Source organism: Glutamicibacter soli (assembly GCF_052322135.1).
GTDB classification, from domain to species: domain Bacteria; phylum Actinomycetota; class Actinomycetes; order Actinomycetales; family Micrococcaceae; genus Glutamicibacter; species Glutamicibacter soli.
The window spans coordinates 1,889,668-1,904,152 of record NZ_CM125969.1; the positions used below are offsets into that span (position 1 = coordinate 1,889,668).

A 14,485-nucleotide genomic window follows, 5' to 3' on the forward strand; every position below is an offset into this window, starting at 1 on the left:
GTTGTCGCTACTTCGCTGCGAGCAGTTCGTCGCGCACGCTGCGCGCCTTGTCTCGAAGCTCGTTCACGTCCGGGCCTGCCTTCAGGATGTCGCGGCTGCTGGTCCCCAGTACCTGGCGGTAGCTGGAGGCGAACGCCGTTGCGATGTCCTGCGCCGTCGCCCCCTGGGCGCCGAGGCCCGGGGTAAGCAGCGGAGCCTTGGAAGCGCTCAGGTCAATGCCGAGTTTCGCGGGTGCGTCGCCGATGGTCGCACCGACCACCAAGCCGACATGCCCAAAATCTTCGGCATCTGCATTTTCCGCGCTGACCTGCTCGATGATTGATTTAGCAACTGACTTATCACCGCCGACATGCTGCACCGAAGCGCCCTCCGGGTTGGAGGTCAGCCCCAGCACGAACACTCCCCTGCCGGTGGCCGCAGCCAGGTCGATGGCGGGGCGCAGTGACTCGTAGCCCAGGTACGGGCTCAGGGTCACGGCGTCCGAGGCCAGCGGCGAGGAATCGTCCAGCCAGGCGGTCGCGTAGGCTGCCATGGTGGAGCCGATGTCCCCGCGCTTGGCGTCGGCCAGCGTCAGCAGGTTGGCAGCCTTCGCGGCCTGGAGGGTCTCCTCCAACGCCGCGAAGCCGGCCGAACCGAAGCGCTCGTACAAGGCCACCTGCGGTTTCAGGATGGCGGCCACGCCGGTCATCGCCTCCACCACAGTGAGCGAAAACACGCGCACTCCCTCGGCCGTGTTCGGCAGTCCCCAGGCCTCCAGCAGCCCCGGGTGCGGGTCGATGCCCACGCACAGCGGTCCGCTGGAGTCCATGGCCGCCCGAAGGCGGGTCCCGAATGGCACCGGACTAGGCATTGCGCGCTGCTTCCAGTGCGGTTTCGTGCTCCTGCAGGCTGGTGACGTCCCAGGCGTATTCGCGCAGGGCGTCGATGGCCTGGACGGCCGCGCCGAACTCCGCCACGGTGGTGATCACCGGGGTGCCGACGCTGGTGGCTGCAGCGCGGATCTCGTATCCGTCGCCGCGGGCATCGGAACCCGACGGGGTGTTCAGGATCAGCCCGATCTCGCCAGCCTGGATGAGGTCGACGATCGACTCGCCGCCCTCGTGCAGCTTGCCCACGATCTGGGTCGGGATGCCGTTGCGGCGCAGCACCTCGGCGGTGCCGCCGGTGGAGATGATCTCGAAACCGCGGTCGGCCAGGTGCTTGACCGGCATCACGATCGAGCGCTTGTCGCGGTTGGTGACCGAGACGAAGACCTTGCCGCTGGTCGGCAGCGGGTTGTTCGCCGCGGCCTGCGACTTGGCGAAGGCGGTGTCGAAGTACTTGTCGATGCCCATGACCTCGCCGGTGGAGCGCATCTCAGGGCCGAGCAGCGAGTCGACGACCTTGCCCTCCGGGGTGCGGAAGCGGGCGAACGGCATGACCGCTTCCTTGACCGCGATTGGTGCCGAGTCCGGCAGGTTCGCACCGTCGCCCTCGGCAGGCAGGTAGCTGCCGCGCAGGTCGGCCAGGGTCTTGCCCACGCCGATCAGCGCCGCGACCTTGGCCAGCTGCACGCCCGTGGCCTTGGAGGTGAACGGCACGGTGCGCGAGGCGCGCGGGTTCGCCTCGATCACGTAGAGGATGTCGGAGGCCAGCGCGAACTGGATGTTGATCAGGCCGCGCACGCCCACGCCCTCGGCGATGGCGCGGGTTGCTTCCTTCACGCGGGCGCGCACGTCAGGGCCCAGGGTGATCGGAGGCAGGGTGCAGGCCGAGTCGCCCGAGTGGATGCCGGCCTCCTCGATGTGCTCCATGATGCCGCCGACGTAGAGGTCGGTGCCGTCGAACAGGGCGTCGACGTCGATCTCGATGGCGTCTTCCAGGAAGCGGTCGACCAGGACCGGGTGGTCCACGGTGATCTCGGTGGCGTTGGCGATGTAGCGCTCCAGCGAGGCCTCGTCGTAGACGATTTCCATGCCGCGGCCGCCCAGCACGTAGCTCGGGCGCACCAGGACCGGGTAGCCGATCGAGTCCGCGATGGCCTTGGCCTCAGGGAAGGACACTGCGGTGCCGTTCTTGGGGGCGATCAGCCCGGAGTTGTCCAGCACGCGCTGGAAGGCGCCGCGGTGCTCGGCCAGGTCGATGGCCTCCGGGGAGGTGCCCAGGATGTTCACGCCGGCCTCCTTCAGCTCTGCTGCCAGCTTCAGCGGGGTCTGCCCGCCCAGCTGCACGAACACGCCCAGCACGCCGCCGGTCTCCTCTTCCGCGTGGATAATCTCCAGCACGTCTTCCAGCGTCAGGGGCTCGAAGTACAGGCGGTCGGAGATGTCGTAGTCGGTGGAGACGGTTTCCGGGTTGCAGTTGACCATGACGGTCTCGTAGCCCTCGGCACGCAGCGCCATCACCGCGTGGACGCAGGAGTAGTCGAACTCGATGCCCTGGCCGATGCGGTTCGGGCCGGAACCCAGGATGATCACGGACTTCTTCTCGTGCGCGACCAGCTCGGTCTCCTCGTCGTAGGAGGAGTACATGTAGGGGGTGAAGGCCTCGAACTCGGCGGCGCAGGTGTCGACGGTCTTGTAGACCGGGCGCACGCCCAGCGCATGGCGCACGCCGCGCACCACTGCCTCGGACTTGCCGGTGAGCTTGGCGATCTGCGCGTCGGAGAAGCCGTGGCGCTTGGCCTCGCGCAGCACGTCCTCGCCCAGGTCCTTGTTCTGCGCGATCATCGCGGCGGTCTCGTTGATCAGCGCCAGCTGGTCCAGGTACCACGGGTCGATGCCGGTGGCCTCGAACAGCTCCTCGACGCTCTTGCCCGACAGCAGCGCGCGCTGCACCAGGGACATGCGCTCGGTGGAGCCCTTCTCGATGTGCTTCATGACCGAGTCAAGCTCGTCGGCGTCGATCGGCTCGAAGGACAGCTCGCTGCCCTTCTGCTCCAGGGAGCGCAGGGCCTTCTGCAGCGCCTCGGTGAAGTTGCGGCCCAGGGCCATGGCCTCGCCGACGGACTTCATGGTGGTGGTCAGGGTGGCGTCGGCGGCCGGGAACTTCTCGAACGCGAAGCGCGGCACCTTGACGACGACGTAGTCCAGCGCCGGCTCGAAGGAGGCCGGGGTCTTCTGGGTGATGTCGTTCGGGATCTCGTCCAGGGTGTAGCCCAGGGAGAGCTTGGTGGCGATCTTCGCGATGGCGAAGCCGGTGGCCTTGGAGGCCAGCGCGGAGGAACGCGACACACGCGGGTTCATCTCGATGACCACCACGCGTCCGGTGTCGGGCTCGATGGCGAACTGGATGTTGCAGCCGCCGGTGTCCACGCCCACCTCGCGGATCACGGCGATGGAGATGTCGCGCAGGTTCTGGTACTCGCGGTCGGTCAGGGTCATCGCAGGGGCCACGGTGATGGAGTCGCCGGTGTGCACGCCGACGGGATCGAAGTTCTCGATGGAGCAGACGACCACGACGTTGTCGTTCTTGTCGCGCATCATCTCCAGCTCGTACTCCTTCCAGCCGAGGATCGACTCCTCCAGGAGCACCTCGGTGGTCGGCGAGTACTGCAGGCCGGCGCCGGCGATGCGGGTCAGGTCCTCGGCGTTGTACGCCATGCCCGAGCCCAGGCCGCCCATGGTGAAGGACGGGCGCACGACGACCGGGTAGTTCAGCTCCTCGACGGCGGCGAAGGCCTCGTCAAGGGTGTGCACGATAACCGAGCGGGCCGATTCGGCGCCGCAGCGCTCAACGACGCCCTTGAACTTCTCGCGGTCCTCGCCCAGCTCGATGGCTTCGATGTTCGCGCCGATCAGCTCGACGTTGTACTTCTCCAAGGCGCCGGACTTGTCCAGCGCGATGGCGGTGTTCAGCGCGGTCTGCCCGCCCAGGGTCGGCAGGATCGCGTCGGGGCGCTCCTTGGCGATGATCTTCTCGACGACCTCCGGGGTGATCGGCTCGACGTAGGTGGCGTCGGCGAATTCCGGGTCGGTCATGATGGTGGCGGGGTTGGAGTTGACCAGGATGACCCGCAGGCCCTCCTCCTTCAGCACGCGCAGCGCCTGGGTGCCGGAGTAGTCGAACTCGGCGGCCTGGCCAATGACGATTGGACCCGAACCGATGACGAGAACTGAGTTGAGATCGGTGCGCTTAGGCATTACTTGGCGTCCTTTTCTGCGGCGGAATCCATGGCGGAGACGAAACGGTCAAAGAGGTAGGCGGCATCGTGCGGGCCGGAGGCTGCCTCTGGGTGGTACTGCACGGAGAACGCAGGGATGTCGAGGCAGCTCAGGCCCTCGACGACCTGGTCGTTCAGGGAGAAGTGGGAGACCTCGACCTTGCCGTAGCGCTCGATCGGGGCGGTGAAGCTGCCTTCGATCGGGGCGTCGACGGCGAAGCCGTGGTTCTGGCTGGTGATTTCCACGCGGCCGGTGGCCTTGTCCATCACCGGCTGGTTGATGCCGCGGTGGCCGAAGCGCAGCTTGTAGGTTTCCAGGCCCAGCGCGCGGCCGAGCATCTGGTTGCCGAAGCAGATGCCGAAGTACGGGATGCCCGCGTCGAGCACCGAGCGCACCAGCTCGACCTGCGCGGCGGCCGCGGCGGGGTCGCCCGGGCCGTTGGAGAAGAACACGCCGGTGGCCCCGGTGGCCTTGATGTCCTCGAGGGTGGCGTTGTACGGCAGCACGTGCACGCGCAGGCCGCGCTCGGCCAGGCGGTGCGGGGTCATCGACTTCATGCCCAGGTCGATGGCGGCGACGGTGTGCTTGGCCTGGCCCTCATAGCCGTGGTCGGCCGGTTCGACGACGTAGGCCTCATCGGTGGAAACCTCGGCGGAGATGTTGCGCCCTGCCATCGGCGGCTGCGCGGTGACCTGCGCGATGAGGTCGGCCTCGGATGCCGCGGCCGCGTCGCCGGAGAAGATGCCGGACTTCATGGCGCCGGCGTCGCGCAGGTGGCGGGTCAGCGCACGGGTGTCGACCCCGCGGATGCCGACGATCCCGTTGCTGAGCAGGTCGTCTTCCAGGGTGCGCTCCGAGCGCCAGTTGCTCGGGCGTCGGCTGGCCTCGCGGACCACGTAGCCGGCGGCCCACATGCGCTTGGACTCGTTGTCCTCGTCGTTCACCCCGGTGTTTCCCACGTGCGGGAAGGTCTGGGTGATGATCTGGTGCGCGTAGGACGGGTCGGTCAGCGTCTCCTGGTAGCCGGTCATGCCGGTGGTGAACACTGCCTCGCCCAGCGCGGTGCCGATCTTGCCGTAGCTGCGGCCGCGGAAGATGCGGCCATCTTCGAGGACCAGCACTGCGGGTAGGTTGCTCAGGGAATTCACTTGTTTGTCTCCTGCTCGGCTGCGCCGCGGTGGTGCGACGCCAGCAACTGATAAATCTTGGGGGTGTCCTCGGCGAACCGGGGGCGGAAGCCGGTGTCGAAGGCGAAGCCGTCCTTCTCCCAGCTGATCACGATCAGGCCGTTCTTCTCGACGAACTTCCCGATCATGCCGGAGGAACGGCTGACCTTCTCGAAGGCGCTCCACGGGACGTGGAGGTCCCGGGTGCCGGGGCGGACCAGGTGCAGGCCCGCGGCGCCGAGCTGCAGCTGCGCATTGCTGCGGACCCCCAGGTCGTGCACCGCGATGCGCTCCAGCCAGTCCTCGTACTTGGTGGTGGCCACGTACATCCCGGAGAACTCGTGGTCGACCTCGTCGGCGAAGGGCTCGAAGGGCTCGGGCACGTTCGCCTGCCGGGCTTTGAGGTTGCGCCAGCCGAGAAGGATCAGCGCGCAGGCGCCGACGATGACCAGCACCGTGATGAGCACCGGCACGATGGCTTCCCTAGGCATCGGCAGGCCTCGGGGTGGCCAGCTGGCCGTCGAGCACCGTGGGGTGGCCGTGGAAGAAGGTCGCGCGCACCGAACCGGGCAGCTCCATGCCGGCGAACGGCGAGTTGCGGCCCTTGGTGGCCATCGCGTACGGATCCACGATCCAGCGCGCGGCCGGATCCACGAGCACCAGGTTTGCAGGCTCGCCCACGGCGATCGGGCGGCCCTGGTCCGCGACGCGGCCGATCTGCGCCGGGGTGGTCGAGGTGATGCGGGCGACGTCTGCCCAGGACAGCAGCCCGGTGTCAACCAGGGCGTGCTGCACGATGGACAGCGCGGTCTCCAGCCCGGTCATGCCCATGGCGGCCGCTGCCCACTCGCATTCCTTGGATTCGGCAGGGTGCGGCGCGTGGTCGGTGCCGATCACGTCGATGGTGCCGTCGGCGACCGCTGCGCGCAGCGCCATCACGTCTTCCTCGCGGCGCAGCGGCGGGTTGACCTTGAAGACCGGGTCGAAGGTGCGCACCTTCTCGTCGGTGAGCAGCAGATGGTGGGGGGTGACCTCGGCGGTGACCTGGATGCCGCGCGCCTTGGCCCAGCGGATGATCTCCACCGAGCCGGCGGTGGACACGTGGCACACGTGCAGGCGGGCGCCGACGTGCTCGGCCAGCAGCACGTCGCGGGCGATGATCGACTCCTCCGCCACGGCAGGCCAGCCGGGCAGGCCCAGCACCGAGGAGACTTCGCCCTCGTTCATCTGGGCGCCGTCGGTCAGGCGGGGCTCCTGGGCATGCTGGGCGATGACGCCGTCGAAGGCCTTCACGTACTCCAGCGCGCGGCGCATCAGCAGCGGGTCCGAGACGCAGATGCCGTCGTCGGAGAACATCTTGACCTGGGCGCGGGAATCGGCCATGGCGCCGATCTCGCTCAGCTGCTTGCCTTCCAGCCCGACGGTGACAGCGCCCACCGGGCGCACGTCCACCCAGCCGGCCTTGCGGCCCAGCTCGTAGACCTGCTCGACGACGCCGGCGGTGTCGGCCACGGGGGTCGAGTTGGCCATCGCATGCACCGCGGTGTAGCCGCCCTTGGCGGCGGCGCGGGTGCCGGTTTCCACGGTCTCGGCGTCTTCGCGGCCGGGTTCGCGCAGGTGGGTGTGCGGGTCGACCATGCCGGGTAGCAGCACCAGACCGCGGCCGTCGACGACCTGCACGCCGTCCGCCGGCGCGATGGAGCCGAGCTGGGCGATGCGCCCGTCGGCGATGAGCACGTCCTGGGGCTCGCCGCCCAGGATGGAGGCCTGTTGAATGAGGTAGTTCATGGGTTCTTCCTTAGATCAGGTCGCCGGAGAGGAGCATGTAGAGGCTTGCCATGCGCACGGCCACACCGTTGGTGACCTGGTCGAGCACGGTGGAACGGGGGGAATCGGCCGCCGCGGAGGAGATCTCCAAGCCGCGGTTCATCGGGCCCGGGTGCATGATCAGCGTTTCGGCGCCGGCCGCGTCAAGCGTGCCCAGGCGGGCGTCGTCCAGCCCCCAGTAGCGCGAGTATTCGCGCGGGTTCGGGAAGTAGGCGGCCCTCATGCGCTCGCCCTGCACACGCAGCATCATCAGCGCGTCAACACCCTCGGCGATGACCTGGTCCAGGTCGTAGCTGATGGTGCACGGCCAGGACTCGGCGCCCACCGGCAGCAGGGTCGGCGGGGCGACCATGGTCACCGAGGCGCCCAGGGTGTTCAGCAGCCAGAGGTTCGAGCGGGCCACGCGGCTATGCAGGATGTCTCCGACGATCGCGACCTTCAGCCCGTCCAGGCCGAGCCCGGTGGCGGAGACCCCGCCGCGCAGGGCCAGCTGGCGGCGCAGCGTGAACGCGTCCAGCAGCGCCTGGGTCGGGTGCTCGTGGGTGCCGTCGCCGGCGTTGATGATCGGCAGGTCGATCCAGTCGGTGGCGGCCAGGCGGGCCGGTGCCCCGGAGTCCGGGTGGCGGATGACCACGGCGTCGGCGCCGATGGCCAGCAGCGTTTGCGCGGTGTCCTTCAGCGACTCGCCCTTGGACACCGAGGAGCCCTTGGCGGAGAAGTTGATGACGTCCGCGCTCAGCCGCTTGGCGGCCGCCTCGAAGGAGATGCGGGTGCGGGTGGAGTCCTCGAAAAACAGGTTCACCACGGTGCGCCCGCGCAGGGCCGGGAGCTTCTTGACCACGCGGGTTCCGGCTTCGCGCATCTCGCCGGCGATGTCGAGGATCTTGACCGCTTCCTCGCGCGAGAGGTCGGCGGTCGATAGCAGGTGTTTCATTCAGCAGCCTCGATCATCACTTCATTGGTTCCGTCGATCTCTTCCAGGTGCACGCGCACCTTCTCGCTCTTCGCGGTGGGCAGGTTCTTGCCCACGTGGTCGGCGCGGATGGGAAGTTCGCGGTGTCCGCGGTCCACCAGCACGGCCAGGCGCACGATGCGCGGGCGGCCCCAGTCGGACAGGGCGTCCAGTGCGGCGCGGATGGTCCGGCCGGAGTAGAGCACGTCGTCCACCAGCACCACGACCTTGCCGTCGATGCCGCCGGCGGGCAGCTTCGTGGGCTCTGGGGTGCGGGTGGTTGAATGACGCAGGTCATCGCGGTACAGGGTGATGTCGAGCTGTCCGACCAAGGATGCCGGATCGATGGGGGTGTCGGCGGAAGCCGCGATGCGGGCCGCCAGGCGCTGGGCTAACGGGAAGCCGCGGCGCGGGATGCCGAGGAGAACGAGGTCCTCGATGCCTTTGTTGGCCTCGATGATCTCGAAGGCCACGCGGGTCAGTACACGTTCGATGTCGTCCCCGGTAAGAACCGTACGGGCACCGTCCGACGCTGAATTTTCATTCATGCTGTGCACCTCTCCCTTCTCCGCCTCACGGGACGGTCTTAAAGGAATATTGCTACTTCAAATTATCACGGGTGAAGACCGATTCTCGAGCGCAAGGGTATGCATGAGGGTGAATACGGCGTGAATTGCGCCACGGCGTCGTAAGCCGGCGCCGCCAACCCTCGCGCAATCCCGGGCAACCTGCAGGATTCGGCGCAGCGCCGGGGGCTGTTGTCGCATTCACCACATGCCCGGCGGTGCGTTCCAGCGCTGCCGTGCGCTAGCGTCCAGGCAGCGACAGGGCATGAAAAAGCCGCAGCCCGAACCCCCGGGAACGGGGGTTCAGGCTGCGGCGTGAAGACGTGCGGAGTGCTAGTCGATCAGGGTGTCCTTGACGCTCTGGATGCGGCCCAGAACGCCGTTGACGAATTCAGGCGACTCGTCGGTGGACAGCTCGCGAACGTTGATGACCGCCTCGGACACGGCAACCGCGTCGGGCACGTCGTCGTTGTAAAGCAGTTCCCAGACGCCGATGCGCAGGGCCGCACGGTCGACGGCGGGCATGCGGTCGATGGTCCAGTCCTTGACATAGCTTTCCAGCACCTCGTCAATGCGGTCCAGATGCGCCATGACCCCTTCAAGCAGGGTCATCGAGTACTCGTTCAGGCTGATGTCGGAGTTCTCGCGGCGTGCGATGGCCACCTTGATGGGGTCAACATCGCGCGCCTCGGCCTCAAAGAGGAATTCGAGGGCGCGGCGTCGGGCTTTGGCTCGGGCTCGCACTAGTTGACACGACCCAGGTAGTCGCCAGTGCGGGTGTCGACCTTGACCTTGGTGTTCTGCTCGACGAACAGCGGCACCTGGATCTCCTTGCCGGTTTCCAGTGTGGCTGGCTTGGTGCCGGCCGAGGAGCGGTCGCCCTGCAGGCCCGGCTCGGTGTAGGTGATCTCCAGGACCACGGAGGCAGGCAGTTCCAGGTACAGCGGGCTGCCGTCGTGCATGGCGATGGTCAGTTCCTGGTTTTCCAGCATGTAGCCTGCGGCGTCGCCCACGGTGGCGCCGGCGACGGTGATCTGGTCGTAGTCGTCCAGGTTCATGAAGACGAAGTCTTCGCCGTCCTGGTAGAGGTACTGGTAGTCGCGGCGGTCGACGGTGGCCAGCTCGATCTTGGTGCCGGCATTGTAGGTCTTGTCCAGAACCTTGCCCGAGATGACGTTGCGCATCTTGGTGCGGACGAACGCGCCGCCCTTGCCCGGCTTCACGTGCTGGAAGTCGATGATGGTCCACAGCTGGCCGTCGATCTTGATGACCTGGCCGTTTTTGATGTCGGTTGTATCCGCCACGGTTCCTCAATCCTCTATTTTCGCCTGCGCAGGGCCGGCATTGTCAAAAATCCATTGACCAGTTTACCCCATCAGGGGCCCGCTGGCGTGTGTTCGTGCGGTGGCGCGCATTACGCGCGACCGCGCAGCGCCCGTTCGGGGCACTGGCGGCTACGCTGCGGCGCGTTCCTCGGCGATCTGCAGGCAGGTGCTCGAGGCGTTGACCAGGTAGGCGTCGTCGTTCATGGCGATGCGCTGCTCCATGGCCTTGCGGAAACGGGTCGCGGCGGCCTTGTAGTCGCCCTTCGCGAAGAAGCTGAAACCGAGGTGCTGGTGCATCAGCGGCTCGTAGAAGGTGCCGGCGAACTCCTCGGCCAGCTTGCGCAGACGGTTGATCGCGCGGTCGAAGTTGCCCTGCATGCGGGTCAGCTCGGTGTCCAGCACACGCAAATGGGCGTTCGTCGGATCCAGCAGGCGCGATTCGGCGATCAGCTCGCCGGCCGCGGCTAGTTCGCCGCGGGCCAGCAGGATGACGACCCGGTCGGTCGGCGAACCGACCTGCATCTGCTGCTCGGCGGCTTCCGCGTCGGCGATGTACGGCTTGAGGGTTTCAGGATCGATCAACACGCCGTTGATCGAGGTGCCGACGCCCTCGCGGTTCACCGATGCGACGTCGATGGCGTATGCGGTGTAGTCGCCCATGCTTATTCCCCGATTTCTTGGTAGGCCGCGAAGAGCAGCGAACTGTCCGGCACTTCGTAGATGCGTGGACGGCCGATGTCCTCCAGCACCACGAAGCGCAGCTGGCTGCCGCGCGCCTTCTTGTCGCGCTTCATGCCGTCCAGCAGCGAAGCCCAGCGGTCGTTGCGGTAGGTGGTCGGCAGCCCCAGGGATTTCAGTATGCTCTGGTGGCGGTCGGCGACCGCGTCGGAGGTGTAGCCCACCGAGCGGCCCAGCTCCGCGGCGAAGCACAGGCCGATGGAGACCGCTGCGCCATGGCGCATCTGGTAGCGCTCGGCCAGCTCGATGGCGTGGGCCAGGGTGTGGCCGTAGTTCAGGAATTCGCGGTCGCCCGATTCCTTCAGGTCGCGGGAGACCACCTCGGCCTTCACCGCGATGGTGCGTTCGATCAGCTCGCGCAGGCGCTCGCTGGAAGGGTCGATCGCGTCCTGGGGGTCCTCTTCGATGAGTTCCAGGATGCGCTCGTCGGCGATGAAGCCGGTCTTCACGATCTCGGCCATGCCGGTGACAAGTTCGTTCTTCGGCAAGGTGGCCAGCGCGTCCAGATCGGCCAGCACGGCGGCCGGCGGATGGAAGGCGCCGACGAGGTTCTTGCCCTCGGCGGTGTTGATGCCGGTCTTGCCGCCCACGGCGGCGTCGACCATGGCCAGCAGCGAGGTCGGGATGTGGACGACTTTCACGCCGCGCAGCCAGGTGGCTGCCACGAAGCCGGCGACGTCGGTGACGGCGCCGCCGCCTACCGAGACGATGGCGTCGGAGCGGGTGAAGTCGTTCTTGCCCAGGACTTCCCAGCAGAAGGAGGCGACCTGGATGTGCTTGCCCTCTTCGGCATCCGGGATCTCCGCGGTCAGCGCTTCGAGGCCGGCCTTGGCCAGGTCGTCACGCACCACGTCGCCGGTGGCCCGAAGCGCGCGGGGGTGGATCACCAGGACCTTCTTGACTGCGGGCCCGAGCAGCTCGGGCAGCTGGCCCAGCAATCCGGTGCCGACCAGGACGGGATAGGATTCCGCCGGGGTGGTTCCGGTGACCTGCAGTGTGGTTGGTGCTAAAGGCATCAGTTTAAAACCTCCTGATGGTGCTGATTTTTCAAGCGTAGCCCTGCACACGGGCAGATATGCCATCTCGTGGCACTAATCACATACGCCCAAGTCGGGCCGCGATCTCTTCGACAATTTGTAGAACTGGCTTGCCGTCGACCAATATGCGCACGTCAGCGATTGATTCGTAAATGTCCTTGCGGGCCGCCAGCAGCGTCTTCCAGGCATTGAGTGCCTGATCACCTGCCAGAAGCGGACGGGTGGAGTCGCCCTTGATGCGCGCGGCGGCGCCGTCGGCGGTCATCTCCAGGTAAACCACGGTGCCGCCGGCCAGGACCTTGCGGTTCGACTCGCGCAGCACCGCGCCTCCCCCGGTGGCGATGACGCCCTCGGGGACGCCCGCCAGGGTTTCCTCTTCAAGGTCGCGGAAGCGCTGCTCGCCGTGGGCGGCGAAGATGGAGGCGATGGAGCCGTGGGCGGCGACGATGAGCTCGTCGGTGTCCACGAAGGGCAGCGACAGCGCGGCGGCCAGCGACTTGCCCACGGTGGACTTGCCGCTGGCCATCGGGCCAATGAGGTAGATCATGCGGTTGTTGTTCCTCGGGCGCGCCTAGACGCCAGTCGATTCCAGGCTGTCCGGGATGCTGGCCAGGTAGGTGTCGATGTTGCGCTTGGTCTCGGTCACCGAATCGCCGCCGAACTTCTCCAGCAGCGACTGGGCCAGCACCAGGGCGACCATGGCCTCGGCGACGACACCGGCGGCCGGCACGGCGCAGACGTCCGAACGCTGGTGGTGCGCGGTGGTGTCCTCGCCGGTGGCGGTGTCCACGGTGCGCAGGGCGCGCGGGACGGTGGCGATCGGCTTCATGGCCGCGCGCACGCGCAGCACCTCGCCGATGCTCATGCCGCCCTCGATGCCGCCGGCGCGGTTCGAGGCGCGCCGGATGGTGCCGTCGTCGCCGCGCACGATCTCATCGTGGGCCGCGGAGCCGCGCCGGGCAGCGGTGGCGAAGCCGTCGCCGACTTCCACGCCCTTGATGGCCTGGATGCCCATCAGGGCCCCGGCCAGGCGCGCGTCCAGGCGGCGGTCCCATTGCACGTAGGAGCCGATGCCCGGGGGCAGGTTGTAGGCGAGCACCTCGACCACGCCGCCGAGGGTCTCCCCCGCCTTGTGCGCGTCGTCGACCTCGGCCACCATCGCGGCGGAGGTCTCCTTATCGAAGCAGCGCAGCGGATCGTCGTCCAGGGCCGCGACGTCCGCGGCGGTGGGCAGGGCAGCGTCCTGCGGCGCGGACACCGCGCCGACGGCGGTGGTGTGGGAGACGAGCTGGATGCCCAGGTCGGCCAGGAAGCGGGAGGCCACCTCGCCCAGGGCGACGCGGGCCGCGGTTTCGCGGGCGCTGGCGCGCTCGAGCACCGGGCGGGCGTCGTCGAAGCCGTACTTCTGCATGCCGGTGAAATCGGCGTGCCCCGGGCGCGGGCGGGTCAGCGGCGCGTTGCGGGCCATCGAAGCCAGCTCGTCCAGGTCGACCGGATCGGCGCTCATCACCTTCTGCCACTTGGGCCATTCGGTGTTGCCGATCTCGATCGCGATCGGGCCGCCCTGGGTCTTGCCGTGGCGCACGCCGCCGAGGAAGGTGACCTGGTCCTTTTCAAACTTCATCCGGGCGCCGCGGCCATAGCCGAGGCGCCGGCGCGCGAGGGCATCGCGCACTGCTTCACTGTCCACCGAGACTCCGGCGGGCAGACCTTCAAGAATTCCTACAAGGGCGGGGCCATGAGATTCGCCCGCGGTCAACCAACGCAACATGTCCACCATTTTGCCATGACCTGCACGCATTAACCGTGTCGATGAAGCCCCAGGGAGTCATACATCGCATTTGTGACGTTCTCGCGCTGCGCCTGATCGAAGTCGATGCGGCTGAAGGCCCGGGCCTGCTCGACCGCCTGGTGCACCAGCATGTGCAGCCCGGAAATGATGGTTCCGCCCCAGGACGAGGCGAGTGCCGAGGGCCACGGATCATAGGCGACATCCAGCAGGATGCCGGCGCCGGGGCCGAGCTTGTGAATCCAGCCGTCCGCGGCGCGCGGAGGCAGGGTGCTGAACACCAGCTCGTCCTGCTCGACCGCCTGGCCGTCCAGTGCGGAGATCTCCAGCACCTGCGGCTCGATGCCCAGCGAGCTGGCCAGGGCGGTGGCGCGGTTCGCTCGGGAGGCGTCGCGCACGATCAGCTTCAGCCGCCGGGCGCCGAGCTCGGCGCAGGCCTCGATGGCGGCCAGCGCGGTATTGCCCGACCCGAGGATCGTGGGCTGCTCGCAGCGCGTGAGCCCGAAGTCCGCCAGCGCGAGCACCAGCCCGTCCACGTCGGTGTTCTGCCCGAACAGGGTCCCGTCCTCGCGCACGACGATGGTGTTCAGCGCGCCGAGCCGGGCCACGCGGTCGGAGAGCTCGTCCATGTAGGGCACGAACACGTCCTTCAGCGGCATGGTCACCGAGCAGCCGGCCCATCCCCCGGCGCGCACGCGGGCGATGTGCTCGGCGGCCTGCGCGGGGTCCAGCTCGATCGCCTCGTAGCGCACGGGCGCGCCGAGCAGCTCATAGGCCGCGCGGTGCAGCACCGGCGACTTGGAATGCCCGATGGGTTTGCCCAGCACGGCTGCCTGCAGCGGCTGGATCGGCTGGTTGTCCTGCGGCTTGTCCTGCGGCTTGTCCTGCGGCGGCTGCGCTGGGTGCACCATGGCGTGTCCCGGATCTTTCTGCCCCGGGCCCG

At 67.8% G+C, this 14,485-nt stretch carries 14 protein-coding genes; all 14 read right to left on the reverse strand.

Going from position 1 to position 14,485, the window contains the following annotated elements; translation table 11 throughout:
- Positions 1-7: 7 nt before the first annotated feature.
- Positions 8-850 (reverse strand): orotidine-5'-phosphate decarboxylase, encoded by an 843-nt coding sequence (gene pyrF / locus ACTX90_RS08985; RefSeq protein ID WP_443443942.1) that lies wholly within the window; start codon positions 848-850, stop codon positions 8-10.
- Positions 843-4,121: a carbamoyl-phosphate synthase large subunit gene (gene carB, locus ACTX90_RS08990; protein ID WP_053798110.1), complete on the reverse strand. Its 3,279-nt coding sequence runs from the start codon at positions 4,119-4,121 to the stop codon at positions 843-845. The genes pyrF and carB overlap by 8 nt, the downstream gene beginning before the upstream one ends.
- Positions 4,121-5,290: a glutamine-hydrolyzing carbamoyl-phosphate synthase small subunit gene (gene carA, locus ACTX90_RS08995; RefSeq protein WP_047119174.1), complete on the reverse strand. Its 1,170-nt coding sequence runs from the start codon at positions 5,288-5,290 to the stop codon at positions 4,121-4,123. Before carA ends, carB begins: the two co-directional genes overlap by 1 nt.
- Positions 5,287-5,799: a PH-like domain-containing protein gene (locus tag ACTX90_RS09000; protein ID WP_146955791.1), complete on the reverse strand. Its 513-nt coding sequence runs from the start codon at positions 5,797-5,799 to the stop codon at positions 5,287-5,289. The genes carA and ACTX90_RS09000 overlap by 4 nt, the downstream gene beginning before the upstream one ends.
- Positions 5,792-7,096, reverse strand: a complete 1,305-nt coding sequence (locus tag ACTX90_RS09005; protein WP_424572891.1) for a dihydroorotase — start codon at positions 7,094-7,096, stop codon at positions 5,792-5,794. The genes ACTX90_RS09000 and ACTX90_RS09005 overlap by 8 nt, the downstream gene beginning before the upstream one ends.
- Before the next feature lie 10 nt (positions 7,097-7,106).
- A complete protein-coding gene (locus ACTX90_RS09010; protein WP_053798114.1) occupies positions 7,107-8,069 on the reverse strand; it encodes an aspartate carbamoyltransferase catalytic subunit in 963 nt (320 codons plus the stop codon).
- Positions 8,066-8,635 (reverse strand): bifunctional pyr operon transcriptional regulator/uracil phosphoribosyltransferase PyrR, encoded by a 570-nt coding sequence (pyrR, locus tag ACTX90_RS09015; RefSeq protein ID WP_047119178.1) that lies wholly within the window; start codon positions 8,633-8,635, stop codon positions 8,066-8,068. The genes ACTX90_RS09010 and pyrR overlap by 4 nt, the downstream gene beginning before the upstream one ends.
- 351 nt (positions 8,636-8,986) lie before the next feature.
- On the reverse strand, positions 8,987-9,397 hold the full coding sequence (nusB, locus tag ACTX90_RS09020) for a transcription antitermination factor NusB (RefSeq protein WP_047119179.1): 411 nt from the start codon (positions 9,395-9,397) through the stop codon (positions 8,987-8,989).
- Complete coding sequence (efp, locus tag ACTX90_RS09025; protein WP_047119180.1) at positions 9,397-9,957, reverse strand: elongation factor P; 561 nt, start codon at positions 9,955-9,957, stop codon at positions 9,397-9,399. Before efp ends, nusB begins: the two co-directional genes overlap by 1 nt.
- Positions 9,958-10,107: 150 nt before the next feature.
- On the reverse strand, positions 10,108-10,638 hold the full coding sequence (locus ACTX90_RS09030; protein WP_113606281.1) for a tetratricopeptide repeat protein: 531 nt from the start codon (positions 10,636-10,638) through the stop codon (positions 10,108-10,110).
- 2 nt (positions 10,639-10,640) lie between these two features.
- Positions 10,641-11,732, reverse strand: a complete 1,092-nt coding sequence (gene aroB, locus ACTX90_RS09035) for a 3-dehydroquinate synthase (protein WP_161448146.1) — start codon at positions 11,730-11,732, stop codon at positions 10,641-10,643.
- Positions 11,733-11,811: 79 nt separating this feature from the next.
- Complete coding sequence (locus ACTX90_RS09040) at positions 11,812-12,300, reverse strand: shikimate kinase (RefSeq protein WP_047119182.1); 489 nt, start codon at positions 12,298-12,300, stop codon at positions 11,812-11,814.
- Between the two features lie 24 nt (positions 12,301-12,324).
- Positions 12,325-13,524, reverse strand: coding sequence for a chorismate synthase (aroC, locus tag ACTX90_RS09045; RefSeq protein WP_443443945.1), 1,200 nt, complete (start codon positions 13,522-13,524; stop codon positions 12,325-12,327).
- A 29-nt stretch (positions 13,525-13,553) separates the two neighbouring features.
- Positions 13,554-14,453 (reverse strand): shikimate dehydrogenase family protein, encoded by a 900-nt coding sequence (locus tag ACTX90_RS09050; RefSeq protein WP_443443947.1) that lies wholly within the window; start codon positions 14,451-14,453, stop codon positions 13,554-13,556.
- Positions 14,454-14,485: the final 32 nt, after the last annotated feature.

Excerpts from the sequence above, each read along its gene's own strand:
- ACTX90_RS09030 (WP_113606281.1), bottom strand. The coding sequence starts at position 10,638 with ATGGGCGACTACACCGCATACGCCATCGACGTCGCATCGGTGAACCGC.
- ACTX90_RS09050 (WP_443443947.1), bottom strand. The coding sequence starts at position 14,453 with ATGGTGCACCCAGCGCAGCCGCCGCAGGACAAGCCGCAGGACAAGCCG.
- ACTX90_RS09000 (WP_146955791.1), bottom strand. The coding sequence starts at position 5,799 with ATGCCTAGGGAAGCCATCGTGCCGGTGCTCATCACGGTGCTGGTCATC.
- carB (WP_053798110.1), bottom strand. The coding sequence starts at position 4,121 with ATGCCTAAGCGCACCGATCTCAACTCAGTTCTCGTCATCGGTTCGGGT.
- aroC (WP_443443945.1), bottom strand. The coding sequence starts at position 13,524 with ATGTTGCGTTGGTTGACCGCGGGCGAATCTCATGGCCCCGCCCTTGTA.
- aroB (WP_161448146.1), bottom strand. The coding sequence starts at position 11,732 with ATGCCTTTAGCACCAACCACACTGCAGGTCACCGGAACCACCCCGGCG.
- ACTX90_RS09040 (WP_047119182.1), bottom strand. The coding sequence starts at position 12,300 with ATGATCTACCTCATTGGCCCGATGGCCAGCGGCAAGTCCACCGTGGGC.
- ACTX90_RS09005 (WP_424572891.1), bottom strand. The coding sequence starts at position 7,096 with ATGAACTACCTCATTCAACAGGCCTCCATCCTGGGCGGCGAGCCCCAG.
- pyrR (WP_047119178.1), bottom strand. The coding sequence starts at position 8,635 with ATGAATGAAAATTCAGCGTCGGACGGTGCCCGTACGGTTCTTACCGGG.
- pyrF (WP_443443942.1), bottom strand. The coding sequence starts at position 850 with ATGCCTAGTCCGGTGCCATTCGGGACCCGCCTTCGGGCGGCCATGGAC.
- ACTX90_RS09010 (WP_053798114.1), bottom strand. The coding sequence starts at position 8,069 with ATGAAACACCTGCTATCGACCGCCGACCTCTCGCGCGAGGAAGCGGTC.